The organism is Parvibaculum sp. (genome assembly GCF_019635935.1).
In the GTDB taxonomy this organism is placed as follows: Bacteria; Pseudomonadota; Alphaproteobacteria; order Parvibaculales; family Parvibaculaceae; genus Parvibaculum.
Window position 1 is genome coordinate 3448075 of sequence record NZ_JAHBYN010000001.1, and the last position, 24510, is coordinate 3472584.

22 protein-coding genes are annotated in these 24510 nt (G+C 64.3%); 13 read left to right on the forward strand and 9 right to left on the reverse strand.

Translation table 11 applies throughout. The annotated features are described in order from the left end of the window. The first annotated feature begins 88 nt into the window (after positions 1 to 88). On the forward strand, positions 89 to 511 hold the full coding sequence (ndk, locus tag KF719_RS16880) for a nucleoside-diphosphate kinase (protein ID WP_293510353.1): 423 nt from the start codon (positions 89 to 91) through the stop codon (positions 509 to 511). 60 nt (positions 512 to 571) lie between these two features. Here the strand turns inward: ndk and purN are convergent, their stop codons facing one another. Both purN and purM read right to left on the reverse strand, forming a co-directional pair. Then, positions 572 to 1216, reverse strand: a complete 645-nt coding sequence (gene purN, locus KF719_RS16885; RefSeq protein WP_293510354.1) for a phosphoribosylglycinamide formyltransferase — start codon at positions 1214 to 1216, stop codon at positions 572 to 574. After that, complete coding sequence (gene purM / locus KF719_RS16890) at positions 1213 to 2304, reverse strand: phosphoribosylformylglycinamidine cyclo-ligase (protein WP_293510356.1); 1092 nt, start codon at positions 2302 to 2304, stop codon at positions 1213 to 1215. Before purM ends, purN begins: the two co-directional genes overlap by 4 nt. Positions 2305 to 2487: 183 nt before the next feature. Between purM and KF719_RS16895 the strand changes: the two genes are divergently transcribed. Genes KF719_RS16895 through KF719_RS16905 form a run of 3 tightly spaced genes read left to right on the forward strand, consistent with a single transcriptional unit; the run spans position 2488 to position 5381 of the window. After that, the gene (locus tag KF719_RS16895; RefSeq protein WP_293510357.1) at positions 2488 to 3612 is read left to right on the forward strand and encodes a DUF2066 domain-containing protein; all 1125 of its coding nucleotides are present in this window, start codon (positions 2488 to 2490) and stop codon (positions 3610 to 3612) included. Between the two features lie 14 nt (positions 3613 to 3626). Further along, entirely contained in the window at positions 3627 to 4700 is a 1074-nt protein-coding gene (locus KF719_RS16900) for an AI-2E family transporter (protein WP_293510359.1), read from the forward strand. After that, the gene (locus KF719_RS16905) at positions 4701 to 5381 is read left to right on the forward strand and encodes a DnaA/Hda family protein (RefSeq protein WP_293510361.1); all 681 of its coding nucleotides are present in this window, start codon (positions 4701 to 4703) and stop codon (positions 5379 to 5381) included. It abuts the gene before it with no gap. Here KF719_RS16905 and KF719_RS16910 read toward each other — a convergent pair whose 3' ends face one another. The 3 genes from KF719_RS16910 to KF719_RS16920 are packed head-to-tail and all read right to left on the reverse strand — an operon-like array spanning position 5382 to position 7771. Next, positions 5382 to 6182, reverse strand: a complete 801-nt coding sequence (locus tag KF719_RS16910) for a glucose 1-dehydrogenase (protein WP_293510672.1) — start codon at positions 6180 to 6182, stop codon at positions 5382 to 5384. A gap of 16 nt (positions 6183 to 6198) precedes the next feature. Further along, positions 6199 to 7299, reverse strand: coding sequence for an LLM class flavin-dependent oxidoreductase (locus KF719_RS16915; protein WP_293510363.1), 1101 nt, complete (start codon positions 7297 to 7299; stop codon positions 6199 to 6201). Positions 7300 to 7348: 49 nt separating this feature from the next. Then, complete coding sequence (locus KF719_RS16920; protein WP_293510364.1) at positions 7349 to 7771, reverse strand: hypothetical protein; 423 nt, start codon at positions 7769 to 7771, stop codon at positions 7349 to 7351. A gap of 96 nt (positions 7772 to 7867) precedes the next feature. Between KF719_RS16920 and KF719_RS16925 the strand changes: the two genes are divergently transcribed. The 3 genes from KF719_RS16925 to ppx all read left to right on the forward strand — a co-directional run bounded on the left by KF719_RS16925 (position 7868) and on the right by ppx (position 12268). Then, a complete protein-coding gene (locus KF719_RS16925) occupies positions 7868 to 8458 on the forward strand; it encodes a TetR/AcrR family transcriptional regulator (protein WP_293510365.1) in 591 nt (196 codons plus the stop codon). Between the two features lie 123 nt (positions 8459 to 8581). Continuing rightward, positions 8582 to 10741, forward strand: coding sequence for an RNA degradosome polyphosphate kinase (locus KF719_RS16930; protein ID WP_293510674.1), 2160 nt, complete (start codon positions 8582 to 8584; stop codon positions 10739 to 10741). Between the two features lie 30 nt (positions 10742 to 10771). After that, the gene (ppx, locus tag KF719_RS16935) at positions 10772 to 12268 is read left to right on the forward strand and encodes an exopolyphosphatase (protein ID WP_293510367.1); all 1497 of its coding nucleotides are present in this window, start codon (positions 10772 to 10774) and stop codon (positions 12266 to 12268) included. A 4-nt stretch (positions 12269 to 12272) separates the two neighbouring features. Here ppx and rnd read toward each other — a convergent pair whose 3' ends face one another. Beyond that, complete coding sequence (gene rnd / locus KF719_RS16940; RefSeq protein ID WP_293510368.1) at positions 12273 to 13430, reverse strand: ribonuclease D; 1158 nt, start codon at positions 13428 to 13430, stop codon at positions 12273 to 12275. A gap of 159 nt (positions 13431 to 13589) precedes the next feature. Here rnd and aspS point away from each other — a divergent pair, with 159 nt between their 5' ends. Beyond that, entirely contained in the window at positions 13590 to 15410 is a 1821-nt protein-coding gene (gene aspS / locus KF719_RS16945; protein ID WP_293510370.1) for an aspartate--tRNA ligase, read from the forward strand. Positions 15411 to 15481: 71 nt separating this feature from the next. After that, positions 15482 to 15928 carry a host attachment protein gene (locus KF719_RS16950; protein ID WP_293510372.1) on the forward strand — a complete coding sequence of 149 codons (447 nt, stop codon included), beginning with the start codon at positions 15482 to 15484 and terminating at the stop codon, positions 15926 to 15928. A gap of 9 nt (positions 15929 to 15937) precedes the next feature. Here the strand turns inward: KF719_RS16950 and KF719_RS16955 are convergent, their stop codons facing one another. Continuing rightward, a complete protein-coding gene (locus KF719_RS16955) occupies positions 15938 to 16456 on the reverse strand; it encodes a fasciclin domain-containing protein (protein ID WP_293510374.1) in 519 nt (172 codons plus the stop codon). A gap of 145 nt (positions 16457 to 16601) precedes the next feature. Between KF719_RS16955 and KF719_RS16960 the strand changes: the two genes are divergently transcribed. Continuing rightward, entirely contained in the window at positions 16602 to 17588 is a 987-nt protein-coding gene (locus tag KF719_RS16960) for a hypothetical protein (RefSeq protein ID WP_293510376.1), read from the forward strand. 529 nt (positions 17589 to 18117) lie between these two features. On the opposite strand, the gene KF719_RS16965 is transcribed toward KF719_RS16960, so the two are convergent. After that, positions 18118 to 18837, reverse strand: a complete 720-nt coding sequence (locus KF719_RS16965; protein ID WP_293510377.1) for a hypothetical protein — start codon at positions 18835 to 18837, stop codon at positions 18118 to 18120. 17 nt (positions 18838 to 18854) lie between these two features. Next, a complete protein-coding gene (locus KF719_RS16970; RefSeq protein WP_293510378.1) occupies positions 18855 to 22589 on the reverse strand; it encodes a vitamin B12-dependent ribonucleotide reductase in 3735 nt (1244 codons plus the stop codon). A 353-nt stretch (positions 22590 to 22942) separates the two neighbouring features. On the opposite strand from KF719_RS16970, the gene KF719_RS16975 reads away from it, so the two are divergent. From KF719_RS16975 to mlaD, 3 genes are all read left to right on the forward strand, one after another. Then, positions 22943 to 23467, forward strand: a complete 525-nt coding sequence (locus KF719_RS16975; protein WP_293510379.1) for a response regulator — start codon at positions 22943 to 22945, stop codon at positions 23465 to 23467. Between the two features lie 137 nt (positions 23468 to 23604). Beyond that, positions 23605 to 24015: an NADH:ubiquinone oxidoreductase subunit NDUFA12 gene (locus tag KF719_RS16980; protein WP_293510380.1), complete on the forward strand. Its 411-nt coding sequence runs from the start codon at positions 23605 to 23607 to the stop codon at positions 24013 to 24015. Between the two features lie 36 nt (positions 24016 to 24051). Then, positions 24052 to 24498: an outer membrane lipid asymmetry maintenance protein MlaD gene (gene mlaD, locus KF719_RS16985; protein ID WP_293510381.1), complete on the forward strand. Its 447-nt coding sequence runs from the start codon at positions 24052 to 24054 to the stop codon at positions 24496 to 24498. Positions 24499 to 24510 lie beyond the last annotated feature (12 nt).

The following is a 24510-nucleotide window of genomic DNA, read 5'->3' on the forward strand; positions in this document are numbered from 1 at the left end:
CCCGCCGTCACCCGCCGGGTTGCCGCCGTCTCCCGGCCCGGCTATAACCCGCGCCAAATCCACCAGACCCCACGAAGGAAGCAGCGGTATGGCCCTCGAACGGACCTTCTCGATCATCAAGCCGGACGCAACCCGGCGCAATCTCACCGGCAAGATCATCGACCGCTTCGAAAGCGCGGGCCTCCGCGTCGTCGCCTCGAAGCGCATCCACATGACGAAAGCGCAGGCCGAAGGCTTCTACGCGGTCCACAAGGAGCGGCCCTTCTTCAACGATCTGGTCGCCTTCATGATTTCGGGCCCGGTCGTCGTCCAGGTGCTGGAAGGCGAAAACGCCATCGCGAAGAACCGCGAAGTGATGGGCGCGACCAACCCGGCCAATGCCGATGCCGGCACGATCCGCAAGGATTTCGCCGAGTCGATCGAGGCCAACTCGGTCCACGGCTCCGACGCCCCGGAAACGGCGGCCGAGGAAATCAAATACTTCTTCAAGGACGAAGAAATCGTCGGCTGATTTGATTGGTCGCTGAATTTGAAAAACCCCGCCCTCAAACGGCGGGGTTTTTTGTTGCCGTCAGATCGCCGGCACGAACAGCGGCGCCGCTTCCGTTCCGTCCGCCTCCAGCAGCGCGACCTGCTCGCCCACCACGCGGGCGCGGCCTTCGACCACGAGCTTCAGCGCCAGCGGATAGAGCTTGTGCTCGGCTTCGAGCACGCGCGCGGCAAGCGTTTCGGGCGTGTCGCCGGACAGCACAGGTACGGCGGCTTGCGCGACGATCGGGCCCTCGTCCATTTCCGGCCGCACGAAATGCACGGTGCAACCGGTAATGCGGACACCGGCGTCGAGCGCGCGCTGATGCACATGCAGCCCCTTGAAGGCGGGTAGCAGCGACGGGTGGATGTTGAGTTGCCGGTCGCGCCATTTCTCGACAAAACCGTCGGAGAGAATGCGCATGAAGCCTGCGTTGCAGATCAGCTCGACGCCCGCCGCGCGCAACGCCCGGTCGAGCTCGGCGTCGAATGTCTCGCGGCTGGCGAAGTCCTGGTGGTCGACGACGAGTGTCGGAATGCCGGCGGCGGCGGCAACCTGAAGCCCTTCCGCCTTGGGACGATTGGAAATGACAAGCGCGATCTGTCCGCGAAAGCCGGGTTCGGCGCACGCCTCGATCAATGCGGCAAGATTGGATCCCCGCCCTGAAATGAGAACGCCGATCTTCACCGCTTCGAGCCCAATGCGCCGTTGACGACGACGCGCGCGCCGTCCGCGCCCTGCTTGCGCAGACGGCCGATCCGCATCACGGTTTCGCCCGCTTCCGCGAGCGCATCGGCGACTTCGAGCGACTGGTCCTCGCGTACGACGACGATCATGCCGATGCCGCAATTGAAGGTGCGGCCCATTTCGGTGTCGTCGATGCCGCCAAGGTCCATCAGCCAGCGGAATACCGGCGGCATCGCCCATGATGTGCCGTCGATTTCGGCGGCAAGCCCGTCCGGCAGAACGCGCGGAATGTTTTCGACAAAGCCGCCGCCGGTGATATGCGCCAGCGCCTTGATCGCGCCGGTTTCGCGGATCGCCTTCAAGACGCTCTTCACATAGATGCGCGTTGGCGTCAGCAGCACTTCGCCGATGCTGGCGCCGCCGCCGCCGGGAAAGGGCGCCGAATAAGAGATGCGGTTGTCCTCGACGACCCGGCGCACCAGCGAAAAACCGTTGGAGTGGAAGCCCGAGGAGGCGAGCCCCAGCAGCACATCGCCCTCGGCGACATCGCCGCGCGGCAGCACGCCGTCGCGTTCGACCGCGCCGACCGCGAAACCCGCGAGGTCGTAATCGTCCTTGGCATACATACCCGGCATCTCGGCCGTCTCGCCGCCGATCAGCGCGCAGCCCGCCTGCCGGCAACCTTCGGCGATGCCGGCGATCACCTCGCGCGCCACATCGACATGCAGCTTGCCGGTGGCGTAGTAGTCGAGGAAGAACAGCGGCTCGGCCCCTTGCACCACAAGATCATTGACCGACATGGCAACGAGATCGATGCCGACCGTGTCGTGGATGTTGGCGTCGATGGCGACACGGAGCTTGGTGCCGACGCCGTCATTCGCGGCGACCAGCACCGGATCCTTGAAGCCGCAGGCCGCAAGGTCGAAGAGCCCGCCGAAGCCCCCCAGCGCCGCGTCGGAGCCGGTGCGCCGGGTCGAGGCCGCCAGCGGCCCGATGGCGCGCACCAGCTCATTGCCCGCGTCGATGTCCACGCCCGCCTCCGCATAGGTGTAGCGGTTGGGGCGGTCCTTCGGGGGGGTGGGGGCCATCGCTGCGGTTTCCGGGACTCAAATGGGAGAAAGAGCGCACAAATCACCCGAAATCGTCCTCCGGCGCAAGAGAAAGGCTAAAAATCCCGGTGCCCCGCCTTCGCGCGCTCCCGGCGGTGATATAGTGTCCGGCGAGGCGCGCGCCACCGCCGCCGAATATCGTGACGGATCAAGGGCCTATCGATGATTTCTGCTATCGGAGTTTTGCGCGCGCCGGGCCTCGCCCTTGCGATTCTCGCCAGCATTGCCGCACCTGCGCTTGCCAATGACATCTTCACGGTGCGCGGCATCGCCGTCGACCGCACCGCCGACACGGCCACGGCGGCCCGTGCCGCCGCGCAGGCCGAGGGCCAGCGTCTCGCGCTCGCCGAGGTGATGAAAAAACTGACCCTGCCTGAGGATTGGGGCGCGCTGCCCGAGGTTGACGAGGCGACGGCGCAGGGCGCGGTGCGCGGCTTCCAGGTCGCCAACGAGCGGACCAGCGCCACGCGCTATATCGCCGAAATGATCGTCAGCTTTCAGCCCGAAGCCGTGCGGCGGATGCTCCGCGGCGCGAACATACCTTTTGGCGAAACGCAGGCCCGGCCCGCCGTGCTGCTGCCGGTGCTGCGCCGCGACGACCGCCGCATTCTCTGGGACGACGACAATCCGTGGCGCGGCGCCTGGGCCTCGCTCGACCTCGTCAATGCGATGACGCCGCTGGTCCTGCCGTTGGGCGACATCGCCGAGATAAATTCGGTTACGCCCGACGTTGCGCTTTCGAGCGACGAAAACACACAAGCCGCACTCAGCGAGATGGCGGCCAATTATGGCGCTGCCGATGTCGTCGTGGCGGAGGCGGTGCTGAGCGGCGGCAGGCTCGACGTGACGCTCACCACACGCGGCGCCGCGGCTTCCGCGCCCATCCGGCAGAGCTTCAGTGGCGCCGACGAGGCGGAACTGATGCGCAATGCGGCGCGCACGATGCTCGATGCGATGGCGCTGCAATGGAAGCGGCAGATCATCGTCCGCGACACATCGCTTCACACCCTGACCGCCTCGGCGAGCTTCGCCAGTCTTGAGGAGTGGGAACGCATTCGCAACAGTCTGACGACCGCGCCGCTGGTGCAGGGCCTCGAAGTGCTGGGCATTTCGTCGAACGGCGCCGAGCTGCGCATATCCTACAAGGGCAGCGCCGAAATGCTGTCGCTGTCGCTCTCGCAGCGCAATGTGCGGCTTGCCGGTGCCACATCGACACAAGCCGATCCCGACGTCTATTCGCCGATTGCAGCGGCGGCGCCCGTCTGGCGTCTCAGCGTCGGCCCCTGAGCCACGGATCTCGCATGACCATACAGCGGCAGTTCGCAATCTGGGCGCTCGTCATCGGCGTCTTTGTGCTTTCGCTGTGGCTGCTGAAGAGCATTCTCCTGCCCTTCGTCGCCGGCATGGCCATCGCCTATCTTCTCGATCCGCTGGCCGACCGGCTGGAGCGCCTCGGCCTGTCGCGGCTGCTGGCGACGACGCTGATCACGGTGACGTTCCTGGCGCTGACCGTTGTGTCGATGATCCTGCTGCTGCCCGTCCTCTACAATCAGTCGATGGCGTTGCTTGAAATCATGCCGGACCTGATCCAGCGCGGTCAGTTGTTCATGCTTGAAATGGGCGACGGGAGGCTGGCGCAATTGCTCGGCGCGCGCGCGCCCGATGTCGAAAAGGCGATTACCGACAGTGTCGGCAATTCGGTGAAGTGGCTGGTCGATCTATTGCCGTCGCTGGGCTCGCAAGGCTTGCAATTCGTCGGTCTGATCTCACTCATTGTCGTGACGCCGGTGGTGGCTTTCTATCTGTTGCTCGATTGGGACCGCATGGTGGAACGCATCGATGCGCTGCTGCCGCGCGATCACGCCGAGACCATCCGCCAGCTTGCACGCGACATCAACACGGTGCTCGCGGGCTTCGTTCGCGGGCAGGTGATTGTCTGTCTGGTGCTCGGCGTGATCTATGCGGTCGGACTGTCGCTGGTCGGGCTCCGTTTCGGGCTCGCGGTCGGCATCATCGCCGGCATCATCAGCTTCATCCCCTATCTCGGCACGATTGTCGGCTTCGTCGTTGGCGTGGCGCTGGCGCTGTTCCAGTTCTGGCCCGACTATGTGTCGATCGGCCTGGTGGTGGGCGTGTTTGCCATCGGTCAGTTCATCGAAGGAAATTTCCTCTCGCCGAAGCTGGTAGGGGACCGCGTCGGCCTGCATCCGGTATGGGTGATGTTCGCGATTTTCGCTTTCGCCGCCTTGTTCGGATTCGTCGGTGCATTGCTGGCATTGCCCGTTGCCGCGGCGCTTGGTGTGCTGACGCGCTTTGGCATTGCGCGCTACAGGGCGAGCCAGCTCTATTTGGGGTCGGGCGGACCGGATAGCTGAATGGCGCGGCAACTCGTATTCGAACTTGGCCATCGTCCGGCTTTCGGCCGCGAGGATTTTCTGGTCGCGCCGTCGAACGGAGCGGCGGTCGCGCTGATCGATTCATGGCCGGCATGGAGCGGCCCGGCTGCGATCCTGTCGGGCCCTGCCGGCAGCGGCAAAACGCATCTGGCCGAGGTCTGGCGCGAAAAGGCGAAGGCGCGGCGGATCGAGGCGGCGGCGCTTGAGGGCGCCGATGTTCCGGCGCTGGTCGCGGCGCGCGCGCTGATCGTCGAGGATCTCGGCGTGCTGTCCGACGCGGCCGAACGTGCACTTTTTCATCTGCTCAATCTGACGGCACAGGAAGGGGCCTTCCTGCTGCTGACGGCGCGCGACGCGCCGGGCCGGCTCGCCATCCGGCTTCCCGATCTTGCTTCGCGCCTGAAGGCGCTGCCGCATGCCGCGCTGGGCGCGCCCGACGACGCGCTGCTCGCCGGCGTACTGGTCAAACTGTTCGACGACCGCCAGCTTCGTGTGCCCGAATCGCTGATCCCTTATCTTGCCGCGCGCATCGAACGCTCCGTTGCCGCCGCCCACGACGTGGTGGCGGCAATCGACCGCGCCTCGCTTTCGGGCAAGCGCCCGATTACGGTGCCGCTCGCCGCCGAAGTCCTGGCGGGGCAGGGGGAAATGGAGCTCTGATCATCCCGCCGTCGCGCCGCCATCGATGACGAGTTCGGCGCCGGTCATGTAGCGGGATTCGTCGGACGCGAGAAAAAGCACGCCCATCGCAATGTCCTCCGGCATGCCGGCCTTTCCGAGCGGCGCCATCGCCGCGGCGAGCACTGCCGGATCGACGGCGTTGCCCTGCGCCGCACCGCCGAAAACGGCGCGTGTTTCGGGTGTCACCTTGGTCCAGATCGGCGTGTCGATGACGCCCGGATGCACCGAGTTGACGCGGATATTGTCGCCGAGCTGCGCCATTTCGAGCGCCACGGCCTTTGCAAACAGGCGCACCGCGCCCTTGGTTGCGCAATAGCCCGACATGCCCGGCGCGCCGGTGAGCCCGGCGCCCGACGACATGATGACGATGGAGCCGCCGCCCGACGCGCGCATCGCCGGGATCGCATGCTTGGTGCCGAGAAACACACCGTCGAGATTGATCGCCGTCTGCCGCCGCCAATCTTCCAGCGAGAAACTTTCGCACAAGCCGCCGACGCCGATACCGGCATTGTTGACGAGAACTTGAAGCCCGCCGAAGGCGGCGACGGCGGCGGCCACCACTTCCGCCCATCGCGCTTCCGAGGCGACGTCGTGTTCGAGGAAGCGGGCCTTGCCGCCCGCATCCCCGATTTCCTTTACGACGCGCGCGCCGCCTTCCCTGTCGATGTCGCTGACGACGACCGACGCACCCTCGCGCGCCAGCACTTTCGCGCAAGCCTCGCCGATGCCCGATGCGCCACCCGTGACGATGGCGACCTTGCCTGCAACCCGTCCCATGATGCGTTTCCCTCGGGCCTTATTCGGCCGCCGCCTTGATGCGCTGTTTGACCGGCGGAAGCTTCTGCAGTTCCGGCATCACCTCGCGCGCGAAGAGCCGCATGTTGCGTTCGGCATCGTCCCACGGCATCCCCGAATAGGAGAAAACACCGGTGAAGTGATCGGAGTGAATCCGCGCCGAGGTTTCCGCGATCTTCTGGTAGCACTGCTCGGGCGTGCCCCAGATCTGCAGGTCGAGGAAAAACTTGACCGCCGCATCCTCGCCGACTTCGCGAATGCCCTGCTGCATCTTGGCGTAGTACTCATAGCCCTTGAGGTTCTTCATGTGGTCGGCGCGCAACTCGTAGTGCTTCAGCACCGAGTCGTAATAGGCGCCGATATATTTGACCGCACCTTCATAGGCGGCCTGTTCGTCCTCGTGGCAATAGGTCCAGCCGAATTGCAGCGTCGGCGGCGCCTCGGTGCCGGTATATTGCAGATATTTAGCGCGGTAGCTGTCGAGTTCGGGGATCAGTTCTTCCCACGGCTTTTGCGGGATCACAAGAATGCCGACGCCGAGCTTCGCCATGATCTCGACGGATTCGGGGCTGACAGCCGCCGCATAGGAGCGTCCGCGGAACGATTTGAACGGGCGCGGGCGGATGTCGCGGCGCGGCTGCTTGATGTGCTCGCCGTCCATCTCGCAATAGCCTCGCTCCAGTCCTTCGAGCAACATCTGCGCGTATTCGACGAAGGCGCCGCGGCTCTTGTTCATGTCGAGGCGGTAGCCCTCGAACTCGATGCGCCCGAGCCCGCGTCCGATGCCGAGGATCATGCGGCCATTCGACATATGATCGAGCATCGCCACTTCTTCCGCGACGCGCATCGGGTCGTGCCAGGGCAACACGATGACGGCCGAGCCGAGCTCGATATCCTTGGTTCGGCCCGCGAAATAGGACAGGAACTGCGTCACGTTCGGGCACATCGTGTAGTCGGTGAAGTGATGTTCGACGCTCCACAGCGACTGGAAGCCGAGCGGCTCGGCCATCGCGCCGAGCGCCAGCTCATTGGTATAGACCTCGCGGTCGTCGCGGCCGCATCCATCCGGGTTCTGGAAGATCATCGCCATGCCGGTTTTCATTTTGTCTCCTCCCTTTGTTTCGTTTTCCCGTATTTAATTCGTACAAGGATTATCCGGCAAGCCCTCCCGTGCTGCCGAAATGTGCCTGCGCCCAGGCCGAGCGAAACAGGAACAAGCCTATGCCGATATAGGCCGCATATTCGAGTCCCATTGCCAGCCAGCGCGCGTCGTGGACGAGATAGGTGGTGGTTTCGATCAGGCAGACGGTCGCCATCGCCGCATAGCCGCAGGCAGTCGCCGTGGGCGTTGCCGGCCAGCGCAGCGCAAGGCCGCCGAGAAAGAGCGAGGCCGTCAGCAGCACGGATGTCCAGTGGGCGAGGAGGACGCCATGCGGAAACAGCGGATTGGCAACAGGCGGCCAGGGCACATCGAGGCGAAACCACTCGGCAAAGCCCATCAGGGCCCAGACCAGAAGGCCGGCGTGAAGGACGACAAGTCCGGCAACGACGAGCTTTGGCAGCGTGGCGCCCATCTCGGTTCCTCCCCCTCGATTTGCCAGTAATGATCATTACTGTAATAATGATCATTATTGCGGTTCGCCGTGCTGTCAACCCCGTTTGTGAGTCACATGCTGAAAAGAGCCCCGTCGAAGCCGCCGCGCCCCGACCCCGAGGAACGTATCCTCGCCGCCGCCATCGAGCTCTTCGCGGCCGAGGGCTATGCAAGCGTTGCGGTGCCGGAAGTCGCGGCGCGCGCAGGTGTGGGGCTGGGCACGCTCTACCAGCGCTTCCCGAGCAAGGAGGCGCTGGGCAATGCCGTTTTCCGCCGCTGCAAGCGCGCCTGGGCGGCGGCGACGCTCGACATCTGGCCGGAAGGCGAGCCGCCGGAAACGCAGTTCCGCCTCTATTGGCAGCGGCTCTGCGCCTTTGCCGAAAAACACCGCGACATGGCGCTCTACAATGAGCGCAATCCGATCGGCCATGTTTATGACGCCGAAAGCCTGGCACTGCGCGAGGAGCTCGACCGCCGCTCCGAGGCTGTGCTGCGGGCCTGGGTGAAGGCCGGCGCGGTCGCCGATCTGCCCTTCGAGGTGATGGCGGGGCTGATCCACGGCTCGTTTCAGCGTATTCTGGAACTGTCCGTTCCGGCGCGTCAGCGCCGGAGCCTGATGGACGAGACCGGCCGGGCGGTATGGCGGGCGCTTTCAAAGGCCGATTGACAGGCGCCTGCAACGAATCCGTCATAGGTTTGTCATAATCTTGAGCGATAGCAACGGCTTAACGCCTCCGACCATGAAAGCCGCCCGATGACCACGCCGCCCAATGCCGAGGCCGCAGTTGAGATGCCCGCGTCCGCCGCCGTGCCGGCGATCGGCATGGACGATCCGGCGCGCTTCATCAACCGCGAGCTTTCCTGGCTGGCCTTCAACATGCGCGTGCTCGAGGAAGCGCAGAACACCAACCACCCGCTTCTGGAACGGCTCCGCTTTCTCTCGATCTCGGCATCGAACCTCGACGAATTCTTCATGGTCCGCGTCGCCGGCCTGCGCGGCCAGGTCAGCGCGGGCGTCGAGACGCTGAGCCAGGACGGCTGCACGCCGGCCCAGCAGCTCGATCGCGTCAACGATATGGCCAACGAGCTGATGCGCGAGCAGCAGAAGCAATGGGACGGCTTGCGCCGCGAATTGCGCGAAGTCGGCATCGCCGTCATCGAACCCGACGAAGTGACGTCGGAAGAATTTTCCTGGCTCGAAACCCGCTTTCTGGAACAGGTCTTCCCGGTCCTGACGCCGCTCGCCATCGATCCGGCTCATCCTTTTCCTTTCATTCCCAATCTCGGTTTCGCGCTTGCCATGCAGTTGCGCCGTGTCGGCGACGGCAAGCTGATGGACGCGATGCTGCCCGTGCCGACACAGGTCGAACGCTTTATACGGCTGCCGGCGTCGGACGGGGATAACTCGATCCGTTTCATCAGCCTCGAAAACATGATCGGCCTTTTTCTCGACCGGTTGTTTCCCGGTTACACGGTGATCGGGCAGGGGGCGTTTCGCCTGCTGCGCGACAGCGACATCGAAATCGAGGAAGAAGCCGAAGACCTGGTGCGCTTTTTCGAGAGCGCGCTGAAGCGCCGCCGCCGCGGCAGCGTCATTCGCCTGAAGATCGAAGCGCGCACGCCGCCCTCGCTGCGCAACCTGGTGGTCAGCGAACTCGGCGTTACCGAGCGCGAACTGGTGACGGTGGACGGCCTGCTCGGACTTGCGCAGACGAGCCAGTTGATCGTCGACGACCGCCCCGACCTCAAATTCACGCCCTACAATGCACGCTTCCCGGAACGCATCCGCGATCACGGCGGCGATTGCTTCGCCGCGATTCGTTCCAAGGACATCATCGTCCACCATCCTTACGAGTCGTTCGACGTCGTGGTGCAGTTCATCCGCCAGGCTGCTGCCGACCCCGACGTGGTGGCGATCAAGCAGACGCTCTATCGCACCTCGAAGGACAGCCCCATCGTGCAGGCGCTGATCGAGGCGGCCGAGGCCGGCAAGTCGGTGACGGCGCTGGTCGAGCTGAAGGCGCGTTTCGACGAGGCGGCCAACATCGTCTGGGCGCGCAATCTGGAACGCGCCGGCGTGCAGGTCGTGTTCGGATTCATCGAATTGAAGACCCACGCCAAGATCTCGCTGGTGGCGCGCCGCGAGGGTGGGGCGTTGCGCTCCTATGTGCATTTCGGCACCGGCAACTACCACCCGGTCACAGCCAAGATCTATACCGACTGCTCGATGTTCACCTGCGATCCGCGTCTCGCTCACGACGCGGCACAGGTCTTCAACTACATCACCGGCTATGCCGAGCCGAAGGAGCTCCAGCTTCTGTCGATCTCGCCGATCGGCATGCGCACGCGGCTGCTGGCCGACATCGAAGCCGAAATGGAACATGCCCGCGCCGGCCGACCGGCCGCCATCTGGGCCAAGCTCAATTCGCTGGTCGACCCGCAGATCATCGACACGCTCTACAAGGCAAGTCAGGCCGGCGTCAAAATCGAACTGGTGGTGCGCGGCATTTGCTGCCTGCGTCCCGGCGTTCCGGGCCTGTCGGAAAACATCCGCGTCAAAAGCATCATCGGACGCTTCCTCGAACATTCGCGGATCGTCTGTTTCGGCAACGGCTACGGTTTGCCCAACGACAAGGCCAAGGTCTACATCGCATCCGCCGACTGGATGCCGCGCAATCTCGACCGCCGTGTCGAGGTGCTGGTGCCGATCCTCAACCCCACCGTCCACGATCAGGTCATGGACCAGATCATGGTTGCCAACCTCAAGGACAACCAGCAGAGTTACGCATTGGGTCCGGACGGCCGCTACGCGCGAATCGCCGTGCGGCCGGGCGAGGAGCCTTTCAACGCCCATGCCTACTTCATGAACAATGCGAGCCTTTCCGGGCGTGGCACATCCCTCAAGAAGAACCTGCCGCCAAAATTCGACATCAAGACGGCTGAGCGCTAACTTCCGGCGTCAAACGGCGGAGGTCATGCATTGAGCCGCGGAAAACCCGGCGGCCGGTTCGGCATTGTCGACATCGGTTCCAATTCGGTGCGCCTCGTCGTCTATGCGGGCGCCGAGCGCAATCCGGTGCTCGTTTTCAACGAGAAGGTGATGGCCGGTCTCGGCCGGGCGCTCGGTTCGACCGGACGGCTCGACCCCAAGGGCATCGAGCGTGCGCTCGATGCGCTGCGCCGCTTCATGGCGTTGCGCGAACAGATCGGCGTACCGACCCTCGTCGCGGCCGCGACGGCCGCCGTGCGCGACGCGGAGGATGGGCCGGAATTTCTCGCCCGTGCCGAAAAGATATGCGGTTTCCCGATCGACCTGCTCTCCGGCGCCGATGAGGCGCGCCTGTCGGCGCAGGGCGTCCTGTCGGGCATTCCCGAGGCCGAAGGACTGGTCGGCGATCTCGGCGGCGGCAGCCTCGAACTGGTGCCGGTTGCCGGCGGCAAGCCCGGCCCCGGCGCCACGCTGCCCATCGGCCCCCTGCGCCTGATGGACCTCGCCCATGGCAGTCTTGCCGAAGCCGAAGCCGTGGTCGACCGGGCGCTCGGCGAGCATGACTGGCTCAGGAACATACAGGGCAACCGCTTCTACGCGGTCGGCGGCGTCTGGCGAAATCTTGCCCGCATTCACATGGCGCATCGCGACTACCCGATCCATGTGCTCCACCAGTACACGATCCCGGCGCGCGACGCCGCCGACATCGCCCGTCTGATCGAGAAGCTCGGGCCGAAATCGCTCGCTCAGATTCCCGATGTGTCGGAGCGCCGCGTCGAGGCCTTGCCCTTCGGCGCGCTGGTGCTCGACAAGGTGATCGCCGCCATGAAGGCGAAGGAAGTGGTGATCTCGGCTTACGGTTTGCGCGAGGGCATCCTGTTCGACCGCCTCAACAAGAAGGAGCAGGCGAAAGACCCATTGATCGCAGGCTGCCGCGACCTTGCGGGACGCCTTGCGCGTTTCCCGCAGCATGGCAGCGAGTTCTTCAAATGGACGGCGCCGCTTTTCGGCGACGGCGTTCTCGGCGAAACGGAAGCGGAAGCGCGCCTGCGCCGCGCCGGGTGCATCCTTGCCGACATCGGCTGGTATGTGCATCCCGACTACCGCGCTCATCACGCGATGATGCAAATTCTGCTCGCGCCCTTCTCGGGCGTCGACCATGCGGGCCGCCTGTTCCTTGCCCGCGTCGGCTACCACCGTCACGAGGGCAAGGGCGAACCCCAGATGTTCGGCAACATCGCCGGCCTGATCGGCGAACGCGACCATGAGCGCGCGCTGGTGCTCGGGTTGGCGCTGCGGCTCGCCTTCACGCTGTCGGGCGCCACCATGGGCATGTTGCCGAAGACGAAACTCGAAGCCGGAAAGAACACGCTGACGCTTGTCGTCCCGAAACGCCACGAACCGTTGATCGGCGAAATCGTCGCCAAGCGCCTCGGCGCGCTGGCCCGCGCGATCGGCCGAAAGGGCGACATCCGCATCGGCAGATAGCGCGTCAGCGCTTGCCGGTCTCGATCAGGACGATGCGCTTGCCCTTGACGCCGATAGCCAGTTCGCCGCGCTTGAGCTTCAGCGCATCTTCGCCGAAGAGTTCGCGGCGCCAGCCCTTCAGCGCCGGCACATCGGCTTCGGCATGGGCGGCGATCAGTTCGAGATCGGCGACATTGGCGACGAGCTTCTGCGCCACGTCGTGCTCTTCGCATTTGATCTTCAGCAGCACCTTGAGGAGTTCGACCAGCGGTCCGATGCCCGGCGGCAGGGGCTCCGGCCCGTCGACCACCGGAATGTCCTCTTCCTTCATGGCGAGGCCGCGTTCGATGGCCTCCATCAGGCTTGCGGCGGAGCGGCTGTTGGAAAAGCCCTTCGGAACGGCGCGAAGCCCGTCGAGATCGGACAGCGCGCGCGGAATCTGCGTCGCGATCTCGGCCAGCGCGTCGTCTTTCATGATGCGCGAGCGCGGCATGTCGCGCTCTTGCGCCTGCCGTTCGCGCCATGCCGACACCTCGACCAGCACCGCAAGGCCACGCGTACCGCGGAAGCGGCCCTTGACGCGCTTCCAGGCATTCTCCGGCCGCATCGCATAGGTCTCGGGGTCCTGCAGCACCGACATTTCCTCGGCCACCCAATGTGCGCGCTTCGTCTGCGTCAGGCGCTTGGCCAGGACTTCGTAGATGGTGCGGAGATAAGTGACGTCCTTGATCGCGTAGTTGAGCTGCTTCTCGCTCAACGGCCGGCGCGACCAGTCTGTGAAGCGCGACGACTTGTCGACCTCGCCGCCGGCCAGCCGCTTGACCAGCGTCTCGTAGCCGACCGAGTCGCCAAAGCCGCAAACCATCGCCGCGACCTGCGTGTCGAACAGCGGATCGGGGATGGTGCCGCCCTCATGGGCGAATATTTCGATGTCCTGCCGCGCCGCGTGAAAGACCTTCACGACCTGCCGGTTGCGCATCAGGTCGTAGAAGGGCGCAAGGTCGATATCGGGGGCCAGCGGGTCGATAATGACCTCGTCTTCCGGCCCGGCAAGCTGGATCAGGCAGAGGATCGGCCAGAAGGTCGAATCCCGCATGAATTCGGTATCGACCGTGACATAGCCCGCCTTGGAGAGCCGGCCGCAAACAGCCCTCAGGGCCTCGTTCGTCGTAATGATTTCCATGCGCCGCTCTATAACCGATCTCTGCGGGTCTGTCGCGGGGCCTGTGCCCCTGGCCCCGCCCTTGACAAGCCCCGCCCATCCATGCGCTTTTCGCCTCCGACCGGATAGCAGATCTTATACATCCGGTCGATTCGTGCAGGAATCTCAAGGCGTTACACCATGACCCGTTTTCGCAGCCACCGCTGTGGCGAGCTTCGCAAATCGCATGTCGGCGAGACCGTCCGTCTCTCGGGCTGGGTCCACCGCAAGCGCGACCATGGCGGGCTGCTGTTCATCGATCTGCGCGACAATGACGGGCTGACCCAGCTTGTCTTCGATCCCGACCGGGCGGCGGCCTTCGGGCTGGCCGAGAAGGTCCGTTCCGAATTCGTCATCATGGTCGAGGGGGCGGTCGTCGCCCGCACCGGCGAAACTGTAAACTCGAACCTTCCGACCGGGGATATCGAGGTTGCGGTCGCTTCGATGGAGGTGCTGTCGGAGGCGCAGGACCTGCCGCTGCCGGTCTTCGGCGAGCCGGACTATCCGGAAGACATTCGCCTGACCTATCGCTTTCTCGATCTCAGGCGCGAGACGCTGCACACGAACATCCTGCTGCGCTCGAAAATCATCGCCGACATTCGCCGCCGCATGACGGAAGCGGGCTTCAACGAGTTCCAGACGCCGATCCTGACCGCATCGTCGCCGGAAGGCGCGCGCGACTTTCTGGTGCCCTCGCGCATGCATCCGGGCAAGTTCTATGCGCTGCCGCAGGCGCCGCAGCAGTTCAAGCAGCTCATCATGGTGGCGGGCTTCGACCGCTATTTCCAGATCGCGCCCTGCTTCCGCGACGAGGACGCCCGCGCCGACCGCTCGCCCGGCGAGTTCTACCAGCTTGATGTCGAGATGAGCTTCGTCGAGCAGGACGACGTGTTCTCGGCCATCGAGCCGGTACTGCACGGATTGTTCGAAAAGTTTGCGAACGGCCGCAAGGTTTCGCCCTATCCCTTCGTGCGCATTCCCTATGCGGACGCGATGCGCAAATACGGTTCCGACAAGCCGGACCTGCGCAATCCGATCGAGATGCAGGGTGTGACCGATCATTTCCGCGGCTCGGGCTTCAAGGTCTTTGCCGGACTGATCGAGAAAGACCCGAAGGTCGAGGTCTGGGCGATCCCGGCGCCGGGTGGCGGCAACCGCGCTTTCTGCGACCGCATGAATTCATGGGCGCAAGGCGAAGGCCAGCCGGGCCTCGGCTACATCTTCTTCCGCGAGGAAGCGGGCGCGCTGGAAGGCGCGGGGCCGGTTGCGAAAAACATCGGCCCGGAACGCACCGAAGCGATCCGCACGCAGCTTGGCCTGAAGGCCGGCGATGCGGTGTTCTTCGTTGCGGGCCAGCCTGCGAAATTCACGAGCTTTGCCGGTGCCGCGCGCACCCGCATCGGCACCGAGCTCGGCCTTGTCGAAGAAGGCGTCTTCAAGTTCTGCTGGATCGTCGACTTCCCGATGTTCGAATGGAACGAGGACGAGAAGAAGATCGATTTCTCGCACAATCCGTTCTCGATGCCGAACTATCCGCTCGACCAGTTCCTGGCGCTGGGCGAGGGCGATGCCGAGGAAATTCTCGGTATCACGGCTTTCCAGTACGACATCGTCTGCAACGGCGTCGAGCTTTCCTCCGGCGCGATCCGCAATCACAAGCCGGATGTCATGTACAAGGCCTTCGGCATCGCGGGTTACGACAAATCGGTGGTCGAAACGAAATTCGGCGGCATGTTGAATGCCTTCAAATATGGCGCGCCGCCGCATGGCGGTCTCGCGCCCGGCATCGACCGCATGGTGATGCTGCTGGCCGGCGTCGAGAACCTGCGCGAGGTGACGATGTTCCCGATGAACCAGCAGGCGCAGGACCTGCTGATGCAGGCGCCGTCGGAAGTCGAGCCGAAGCAGTTGAAGGAACTGCACATCCGCGTCGTGCCGCCCCTCGAAAAGAAGGGCGCCTGAGCGCTTCCGTCGCGGTGACGCGCGGCATTTTCTGCTGCTAGGATGGCCGTCCACCTGCAAAGGAGGAGGCCATGCGTCCCGCACGGATCTGGATTCTCGTCGCCGACGGGCAAAAAGCCCGCTTTCTCGCCAGCGAAAAGCGCAACGAAGACCCGGCGCCCGCGCTGCCCGACATGATCGTCCCCAACCCGCCGACCCGCGAACAGGGCACCGAGCGCCCCGGCCGCGTCCATGAAAGCGTCGGCGCGCGCCGCTCGGCCTACGAGCCGCCGACCGATCCGCACCGTCAGGCAAAGCGCGACTTCGCCCGCATGGTCGCCGACACGCTGCTCGAAAAGACGCGCGAAAGCGCCTTCGACAAGCTGATCGTGGTTGCGCCGCCCGAAATGCTGGGCGACCTGCGCGGCGCGCTCGCGCCTGAAACGAAAGCACGCCTGATTGGCGAGCGCGCCAAGGACTACACCGAACTGACGCCGCGCGAGATCAAGGAACAGCTTGCCGGCGACTTCAACGTCTGATGCGAAAGCCTAGAGCGGCGGCGGCGTCGTCTCGTCGAAGACCGGGATCGGCAGCGCGTCGATCGGCACGATGTTGCCGTTCGAGGCCGTGATCGCCGCGCCCGCGACATTGGCGCCGAATTCGCCGCCGTAGCGGATCGGATCGCGCGTGCCGTCGATGCGGACCTTGCCGCGTTGCAGCGTCGTCGCTTCCGTCACTTGGCCCCGCAGCGTCTCGGGCGTGTGGCGGCCGGTGACGATCTGATAGAGCAGCAGCGCGCGGGCATTTTCCTTCACGCTCGGATTTTCGCCCGACAGCATGTCGTCGACACCGCCGGGTTGCGCGGCCAGTGCCGCGTCGGTCGGCGCGAACACGGTGATCGTGCCTTGCGTGTAACGGAACTTCAGGTCGTTGGCCTCGATCATCCGCGTCAGCAGCGAAAATTGCGGATCGGCCTTCAGCGTTTCATAGACATCGGCGGCATGGGCCGGTGCGGCCGCGAAGGCGGTCAGCACCAGCGCGCCGAGGAAAGTTCTGAGCTTGTTCATTCGGGTCTCTCGCAAGGGTTGGAGGAAACCGGAGGCCGATTGTCTACCCGCCAATCTTGACCGGAATGCGACATGAAAGCGCGGGGCGGCCGACGCCTCCATTGCGGACGAAAAGCGGGCTTTGGCGGGCGTTGCGGCGTCTATCATGACGTCCCGAAACGGCGGCCGGAGGCCCGGAACGGTGGCGGCGGCGACCCACAATCTGATCCTCGTCAACCGGCCGCTGGCGCAGGCGCCGAAGGACTTCAACGAAATCGCGGCGCGGATGACCGCGCTGGCGCCCGAAATTGCAGTGCATCTGGTCCATGCCGATGCCGATGCGGCGGCGCTCCCGGCGGCGCTTTGGGAGAAGCCCGTGCTCGCCGTCTCGATGATGCCGCCGGGCCGCTTCCGCCCCTTGCGCGGGCGTTTTCTGCATGGCGCGCATATGCCGAAATTCGAACAGATGCGCCGCTTCGCCGAGGCGGGCGTCGCGGTGCCGGCGACGGCGGTCTACACGCTTGGGTGCAAGCTTCGGCCGGAGCGTTGGGGCCGGCACGTTATCCTGAAGCCGACCGCGATCCGCGCCATGTCGAACGGCGATGCGGTGTTCCTGATGCGCACCGAACGCGTCGCCGAACTCGGCCTCCGCGTTTTCCCGGAAGGCCATGCGGCCCGCGCCGCGCCGCTGCTGGTGCAGCAATTCATCGACACCGGCGACTATCCCGAAAGCTACCGCGTGCTGACGCTCTTTGGCGCGCCGATCCATGCGATGCGCTATCGCGCCTGGCATCCGCGCCCGCCGCTCGACGCGCCCGACGAGAAACTGCTGGAAGGCCCGGTCGCCTCCAATGTCGATCCGCATTTCAGTTGCATGCTCGACGCCGAACCGGAAGTGCTTGCCTTCGCCCGCCGCGCCGCCGCCGCCATGCCCGATGTGCCGCTGCAAGGGCTCGACATTATCCGTGAGCGGACGACCGGCAGGCTCTACGCGCTCGAAGCCAATCCCGGCGGCAACACCTGGCACTTCTCCTCGAAACTGGCCGAGCAGGGCCGCAGGGAAGTCTCCGGCGCCGAGCGCATCGGGCAATTCGGCGCCTGGGACGTCGCGGCGCGGGTGCTGGCGACGCGGACGCTTGAGGACGCGGTGTAAGCCGCGCGCCGAGAGCGCCGCGAAGCGAGGCTTCCGGCGTTTCGGCACGCAACAAAAGTGAAGGATGCGCGGGGCACCTGGAACTCGAACCGCACATGTATCTCGCATGTGACATGTGGCACATGTAAGGGCGGTCTCGTTCTCCGCCCCGCGCGCTGCGATTTCTGGACCATAGGAGTCTCTTTCAAAGCAACCGCTACGCCTTTTATTCGGCGGCGGCTGCCCCGGGTCGTAGTGCCCGGCTCCCGCAATGTCGACCTCCCGGGGAAGTGGTCTGGTGCCCACGATCCGCAGGACTGCAGCTTTCCCTCCCCACGCATCTGGCCAGTCCGGACGCGCCCTTCGGTGGAGCGAGATGAACCTAATATGGGGGCGGTTCAGAGGGTGGGGATAAGTTTATTTTCGGGGGGCTTTCTGTCCTTCGTACTTCCACCTTGTCTTTGCCGGGCTCGACCCGTTGCTGTTCGCATAAGCGACAACGGCAATCGGAGTGACATACTCAATAACCCAAAACCGTCATGTGTAAGCGTCATCGAAATGCGAGCGAACAGAGTGAAAGTGATGCACGGTCGCCGAGGAGGAATAGCGTCCCAAGAGTCAGAGCGCCGATTAGAAGGCCAACCGAAACCCAAATCGGCCATTCATACCTGAGTGTTGAGCGACCGAAATCGATTAAGTCTTGAGATTTCTTCTCTGTTTCACTTTCGGGCGTCAGGGGAAATGTAAGTGGCGCTACAATCTGAAGTGCTTTGTAACCCGCATGCAACGAAAGTCGTGCGGCCAGTAGAGAAAACAAAAATCCGACGCCACAAAGGAATAAAATCCATGGGAAACACCCGGGGTCGGACGTGTTGCCTAGATAGGCAAGCGTAGCAACGATGGCTGCGCCATGAGCTAACGTTAACGATCTAAACAGATGTAAATTTAAAGCCTGATTGTGCGCTGAAATCTCAACGCTATATCGTTGAAACTGACTTGCGCGGTGTTCAAGGTGTTTCAGATGGTGCCAGTATTGTGCCGCATGGAATCGATTCAGACTCTCTGCAAAGTCTAGGTCTGCGGACACACCTGTATCACCCTGCTGAGGTTGAGCGCGATGTCGAGACAAAAAATTTTCGACAGAAAGTATATGTCCGTCCGCAGGCTTGCCTTCTGCAACCGATTTCCAAGCAGAGTCCCAACCAAGACGAACATACGTTGTGATTGGGCCCTCATCGTCGAAGGCTTCGGATTGATCTTCGTTATCCATCGAGAAGCTATTTTTCCCTAACTACACCCGCTCGTCCCGCCGCAGGTATCGCACTTCAAACACGTTCCGTTCCGTACCATCGTGAAGTTGCCGCATTCGCCGCAGGCTTCGCCTTCATAGCCTTTCATGCGCGCTTCGGCCGCGCGGGAGATGCCGCTGCTTCCGCCGCCCGACGATGCCGAAACGCTGAGCGAACCGGCGGCGACGGCGGCAAAGCTCTCGCCGTTCCCTGCGCGCATCAATGCGCCAGCGGCCATGACTTCGGCTTTCACCGTCTGCTCGCGCATCGCGGGTGCGGCAACGGCTTCGGCCACATCGGCACGCGCAACCGCCGCGGCGCCGCCGCGCACCAGATAGAGGTTCCCCATCTGCGCATTGCGCGTGTAGCCGGGGCTGACGACGGCGGACGCCGGGACCGGCGCCTTGCCTTCGTCGGCGCCGTCGCCCATCGCGTCGAAGGCCATTTCCTTCGGATCGACATGGCCGAGATCGGAACGGCCGAGATAGGAGACGGCGAGTTCGCGGAACACATAATCGAGGATCGAGGTCGCGTTCTTGATCCGGTCGTTGCCTTGCACGAGGCCCGCCGGCTCGAAGCGCGTGAACGTGAACGCCTCGACATATTCCTCCAGTGGCACGCCATATTGCAGCCCGAGCGAAATCGCGATGGCGAAGTTGTTCATGAGGCTGCGGAAGGCGGCGCCCTCCTTGTGCATGTCGATGAAGATTTCGCCGATCTTGCCGTCGTCATATTCGCCGGTGCGCAGGTAAACCTTGTGGCCGCCGACCAGCGCCTTCTGCGTGTAGCCCTTGCGCCGGTCGGGCAGCTTGTCGCGCCGCTGCTCGGCCGCCTTCACCTGCTCGACAAGCTGCGCGACGCCGCGCTCGGCGACGAAGCGGGCGCGCTCCTGCGGCGGCTGCGCCACCAGCGTTTCGACGGCGCTTTCCTCCGCCTCGTCGTCCTCGTCCTCGATCAGTTGCGCGCTCAGCGGTTGCGACAGTTTCGAGCCGTCGCGGTACAGCGCATTGGCCTTCAGCGCCAGTTTCCAGGACAGCATGTAGCTCGCCTTGCAGTCCTCGACGCTGGCCGCATTCGGCATGTTGATGGTCTTCGAGATCGCGCCCGAGATGAAAGGCTGGGCGGCGGCCATCATGCGGATATGGCTCTCGACCGACAGCGCCCGCGTGCCGGTGCGCCCGCAAGGGTTGGCGCAGTCGAACACGGCGAGGTGCTCGGGCTTCAGGCCCGGCGCGCCTTCGAGCGTCATCGTCCCGCAGACATGGATGTTGGCGGCGTCGATCTCGGCTTTGGTGAAGCCGAGCGCCCCCAGCATGTCGAAATCGAGATTGTCGGTTTCTTCCGCGTCGAGGCCGAGCACCCCGGTGCAGAAGTCTTCGCCGATCTGCCATTTGTTGAAGACGAAACGGATGTCGTAGGCGGTGGCGAGCGCCGCCTCGATGGCCTCGATCTTCTCATCCGTAAAGCCACGGGCGCGCAGCCGCTCGTGGTTGACGCCGGGCGCATCGGCCAGCGTGCCGCGGCCGACCGCGTAATCGACAATGGCGGCGATTGCCGCATCGTCATAGCCGAGCGTGCGCAAGGCCTGCGGCACGGCGCGGTTGATGATCTTGAAATAGCCGCCGCCGGCAAGCTTCTTGAATTTCACCAGCGCGAAATCGGGCTCGATGCCGGTCGTGTCGCAATCCATCACAAGGCCGATCGTGCCGGTCGGCGCGATGACGGTCGCCTGCGCGTTGCGATAGCCGTTGCGCTCGCCCATCGAAACGGCGAGATCCCAGGCGGCGCGCGCATGATCGACGAGATCGGCCTGCGGGCAGTTGGCCGCATCGAGCGGCACCGGCGTTACGTTGAGGCCTTCATAGGCCGATGTCAGCCCATGCGCGGCGCGGGCGTGATTGCGCATCACGCGCAGCATGTGCTCGGCGTTTTCCGCATAGCCCGCGAACGGCCCGAGCTCCTTGGCCATCTGCGCCGAGGTCGCATAGGAAACGCCGGTCATCACGGCCGAAATCGCGCCGGTCAGCGCACGCGCTTCGTCGGAATCGTAAGAAATGCCGCAGGACATCAACAGTCCGCCGATATTGGCGAAGCCGAGGCCGAGCGTGCGGAAGCGGAAGGAGCGTTCGGCGATTTCGCGGCTCGGGAACTGCGCCATCAGCACCGAGATTTCGAGCACGATGGTCCAGAGCTTGACCGCATGTTCGAAGGCCTCGACATCGAAGCGGCCATCGGCCTCGCGGAACTGCATCAGGTTCAGCGAGGCGAGGTTGCAGGCCGTGTCGTCGAGGAACATATATTCCGAGCACGGATTGCTGGCGCGGATGTCGCCGCTCGCGGGGCAGGTGTGCCAGTCGTTGATCGTGGTGTGGAACTGGATGCCGGGATCGGCGCTCGCCCAGGCGGCATGGCCGATCTTCTCCCACAATTCGCGGGCCGGCAGCACCTTCGTGGCCGCGCCGTTGAGGCGGCTCGTCAGCGTCCATTCGGTGTCGTCCTCGACCGCGCGCAGGAAATCATCGGTCACGCGCACCGTGTTGTTGGAATTCTGGCCCGAAACGGTGAGATAGGCTTCCGAATCCCAGTCGGTGTCGTAAATCCGGAAGTCGATTTCGTCATAGCCCTGCTTCGCGAACTGGATCACGCGCTGCACATAGTTTTCGGGCACATGGGCGCGGCGCGCCGCAACGATCTCGCGCTTCAGCGCCATGTTCTTCTTCGGATCGAAACAATCCTCGCCGTCGCCCTCGCAATTGACGCAGGCGCGCATGATCGCGTTCAGATGCTTGCGGTTGACTTTCGAGCCGGTGACGAGCGCCGCCACCTTCTGCTCTTCCGTCACCTTCCAGTCGATGAACTGCTCGATGTCGGGATGGTCGACATCGACGATAACCATTTTGGCGGCGCGCCGCGTCGTGCCGCCGGATTTGATCGCGCCGGCCGCCCGGTCGCCGATCTTCAGGAAGCTCATCAGGCCGGACGACTTGCCGCCGCCCGAGAGTTTTTCGTCCTCGCCGCGCAGGTCCGAGAAGTTGGAGCCGGTGCCCGAGCCGTATTTGAAGAGCCGCGCCTCGCGCACCCAGAGGTCCATGATGCCGTTCTCGTTGACGAGATCGTCGGCGACGCTCTGGATGAAGCAGGCATGGGGCTGCGGAAACTCATAGGCGCTCTCCGTGCGCGCCGTGACACCCGTTGCGGGGTCGGTGCGCCAGTGCCCTTGCGCCGGCCCGTCGATGCCATAGGCCCAGTGCAGCCCGGTGTTGAACCATTGCGGGGAATTGGGCGCCGCGATCTGCGCCGCCAGCATGAAGCGCAGCTCGTCGTAAAAGGCGCGCGCATCTTCCTCGCGGTCGAAATAGCCGCCTTTCCAGCCCCAATAGGCCCAGGCGCCGGCCAGCCGGTCGAACACCTGGCGCGCATCCATCTCGGGTCCGAAGCGGTCCTCGGGACGCAGCGCCGCCAGCGCCTCGTCGTCGGGCACATGCCGCCACAGGAATTCGGGAATGCCCTCCTCGGGCAGCTTTTTCAGGACGGCGGCGACACCCGCCTTGCGGAAATATTTCTGCGCCAGCACGTCGCAGGCGACCTGGCTCCATTCGGCGGGGACCGCGATGTCCTGCAGCCGGAAGACCACCGTACCGTCGGGATTTCGGATTTCGCTGGCCGTCGTGCGGAAGGGGATGCCCTCGTAGGGCGACTGGCCCTCGACTGTGAAGCAACGCTGGATACGCATCTGACCCCCGGTTTCTCGACTTTGCCCATCTGCCCGGCAGACATGGCTTCCCGTTGCGCCGCGCCACCCGGTTCCGCCACGTTAAGTGGTTGATTCCGTTTGGCTTTCGTCGCCGAGCCGTGGCTCTGTTCGGGTGACCGCCTGTCGCCTGCCTCGCCCCCTTGGGGGAAGTGAAATCCTAGGGACGATGCCCCCGCGCCGTCAAGCACTCGTCACAAGATATAGACAGGACAGGCCTTCCCGGACGCGACATCTGGGGGAGGGGCCCTCCGAATCGGCGGTTAACAAAGCGGCAACCCGGAATCGGGTATCAATGTGGGGACTTCTTTACCCAGGAAAGGTGGAGATCCCGCGTGGGTGAGCTCAGCAAGGCATTCGGCAAGGAACTGAAGGATCTGCGGGTCCTGCTGGTCGACGACAATGGCAGCATGCGGCTGCTGTTGCGCACCATGCTGAATACGTTCGGCATTACCTATCTGCGTCAGGCCCGCGACGGCACCGACGGCCTCACCGAATTGCAGATCTACGACATCGATCTCGTCATTTCCGACTGGGAAATGGAGCCGATGAACGGCCGCGAGTTCATTACCCGCGTCCGCGCCGTCGGCAACGAGCCGATGTGCTTCACGCCCATCATCGTGCTGACAGGCCACGCCTCGCGCTCGCTGATCGCCGAGGCCTTCGAAATCGGCGCCACGCATCTGCTGGTGAAGCCGGTGACGCCGGCAAGTGTCCTCCACCGCATCGAATGGGTGCTCAACGACGACCGCGAATTCGAGGTCTCGGGCGGCATCTACCGCCAGCCCATGATCATCCAGGACCGCAACGGCCTGCGCCGCGGCAAGGCCGTCGGCCAGACCACCTGGGCGATCGAATAAGCCCCGGCCCGGACTGGACCGGGCTCCCCCCCGATGTCATATTCTGCCCGTTTTTCGGCCCCTGAATGCCGGAATCGCGTCTAGAATGACCGCAAGGCCGCATCCGCCGCCGGCCGCGACCAACGGGATCTGTCTTTATGAGTTTGTTTTCGGAAATTTTCGTCTGGTGGCACGGCCAGACCATGGGTACGCGCCTCTACACCTGGCGCAAGGGCCGCCTCATCGGCAGCGACGCGCAGGGCAACCGCTACTATCAGGCCAAGGACGGCGCGGCCATCGACGGCAATGTGCGCCGCTGGGTGATCTATAACGGCCTGGCCGAAGCCTCGCGCGTGCCGCCCGAATGGCATGGCTGGCTGCATCACACGGTCGACCTGCCGCCCACCGAAGACGGCTATGTGCCGCGCGAATGGGAAAAGCCGCATGTGCCGAACCTCACCGGCACCACCCATGCGTGGCGTCCGCAGGGCAGCCTGCACAAGGGCGCGCGCCGCGCCGGCACGACCGGCGACTACGAGGCATGGCGGCCCGGCCAGACGCCGCGCTGACGCCGCCCGCACCGAACCAGATGACCGAGGACTGACATGCAAAGCAATCTCGTCGAAACCCTGATCGGCACCATCGTCGTCGCCGTCGCCGCGCTGTTCCTGTTCTACGGCTATACGAGTTCGGGCATGCGCAGCAGTGCCGGCTACAAGGTCGTCGCGCAGTTCAGTGCCGTCGGCGGCCTCGCCAACGGTTCGGATGTCCGCCTCTCGGGCATCAAGATCGGCACCGTCGTTTCGCAGCGCCTGAACGCGGAAACCTATCAGGCGGTCGTCACGCTCGACCTGGCGCGCGACGTCAAGATACCCGACGACACCAGCGCCAAGATCGCCAGCGACGGTCTGCTCGGCGGCAGCTATGTGTCGCTGACGCCCGGCGGCAGCCCCGACTACCTGACCGATGGCGGCGAGATCATGTTCACGCAAGGCGCCGTCGATCTGATGAGCCTGATCGGTCAGGCCGTCTTCTCCGCGGGCGGCGAATAGGCTTTCGAGCGC

What these genes read in the sequence shown, in the direction of transcription:
- KF719_RS16950 (WP_293510372.1), top strand. Translation starts at nt 15,482, where the DNA reads ATGCGTCCCGCACGGATCTGGATTCTCGTCGCCGACGGGCAAAAAGCC.
- KF719_RS16970 (WP_293510378.1), bottom strand. Translation starts at nt 22,589, where the DNA reads ATGCGTATCCAGCGTTGCTTCACAGTCGAGGGCCAGTCGCCCTACGAG.
- KF719_RS16920 (WP_293510364.1), bottom strand. Translation starts at nt 7,771, where the DNA reads ATGGGCGCCACGCTGCCAAAGCTCGTCGTTGCCGGACTTGTCGTCCTT.
- mlaD (WP_293510381.1), top strand. Translation starts at nt 24,052, where the DNA reads ATGCAAAGCAATCTCGTCGAAACCCTGATCGGCACCATCGTCGTCGCC.
- purM (WP_293510356.1), bottom strand. Translation starts at nt 2,304, where the DNA reads ATGGCCCCCACCCCCCCGAAGGACCGCCCCAACCGCTACACCTATGCG.
- KF719_RS16965 (WP_293510377.1), bottom strand. Translation starts at nt 18,837, where the DNA reads ATGGATAACGAAGATCAATCCGAAGCCTTCGACGATGAGGGCCCAATC.
- KF719_RS16915 (WP_293510363.1), bottom strand. Translation starts at nt 7,299, where the DNA reads ATGAAAACCGGCATGGCGATGATCTTCCAGAACCCGGATGGATGCGGC.
- KF719_RS16930 (WP_293510674.1), top strand. Translation starts at nt 8,582, where the DNA reads ATGCCCGCGTCCGCCGCCGTGCCGGCGATCGGCATGGACGATCCGGCG.
- KF719_RS16905 (WP_293510361.1), top strand. Translation starts at nt 4,701, where the DNA reads ATGGCGCGGCAACTCGTATTCGAACTTGGCCATCGTCCGGCTTTCGGC.
- KF719_RS16900 (WP_293510359.1), top strand. Translation starts at nt 3,627, where the DNA reads ATGACCATACAGCGGCAGTTCGCAATCTGGGCGCTCGTCATCGGCGTC.
- KF719_RS16925 (WP_293510365.1), top strand. Translation starts at nt 7,868, where the DNA reads ATGCTGAAAAGAGCCCCGTCGAAGCCGCCGCGCCCCGACCCCGAGGAA.
- KF719_RS16980 (WP_293510380.1), top strand. Translation starts at nt 23,605, where the DNA reads ATGAGTTTGTTTTCGGAAATTTTCGTCTGGTGGCACGGCCAGACCATG.
- KF719_RS16955 (WP_293510374.1), bottom strand. Translation starts at nt 16,456, where the DNA reads ATGAACAAGCTCAGAACTTTCCTCGGCGCGCTGGTGCTGACCGCCTTC.
- KF719_RS16960 (WP_293510376.1), top strand. Translation starts at nt 16,602, where the DNA reads ATGACGTCCCGAAACGGCGGCCGGAGGCCCGGAACGGTGGCGGCGGCG.
- KF719_RS16895 (WP_293510357.1), top strand. Translation starts at nt 2,488, where the DNA reads ATGATTTCTGCTATCGGAGTTTTGCGCGCGCCGGGCCTCGCCCTTGCG.
- rnd (WP_293510368.1), bottom strand. Translation starts at nt 13,430, where the DNA reads ATGGAAATCATTACGACGAACGAGGCCCTGAGGGCTGTTTGCGGCCGG.
- aspS (WP_293510370.1), top strand. Translation starts at nt 13,590, where the DNA reads ATGACCCGTTTTCGCAGCCACCGCTGTGGCGAGCTTCGCAAATCGCAT.
- ndk (WP_293510353.1), top strand. Translation starts at nt 89, where the DNA reads ATGGCCCTCGAACGGACCTTCTCGATCATCAAGCCGGACGCAACCCGG.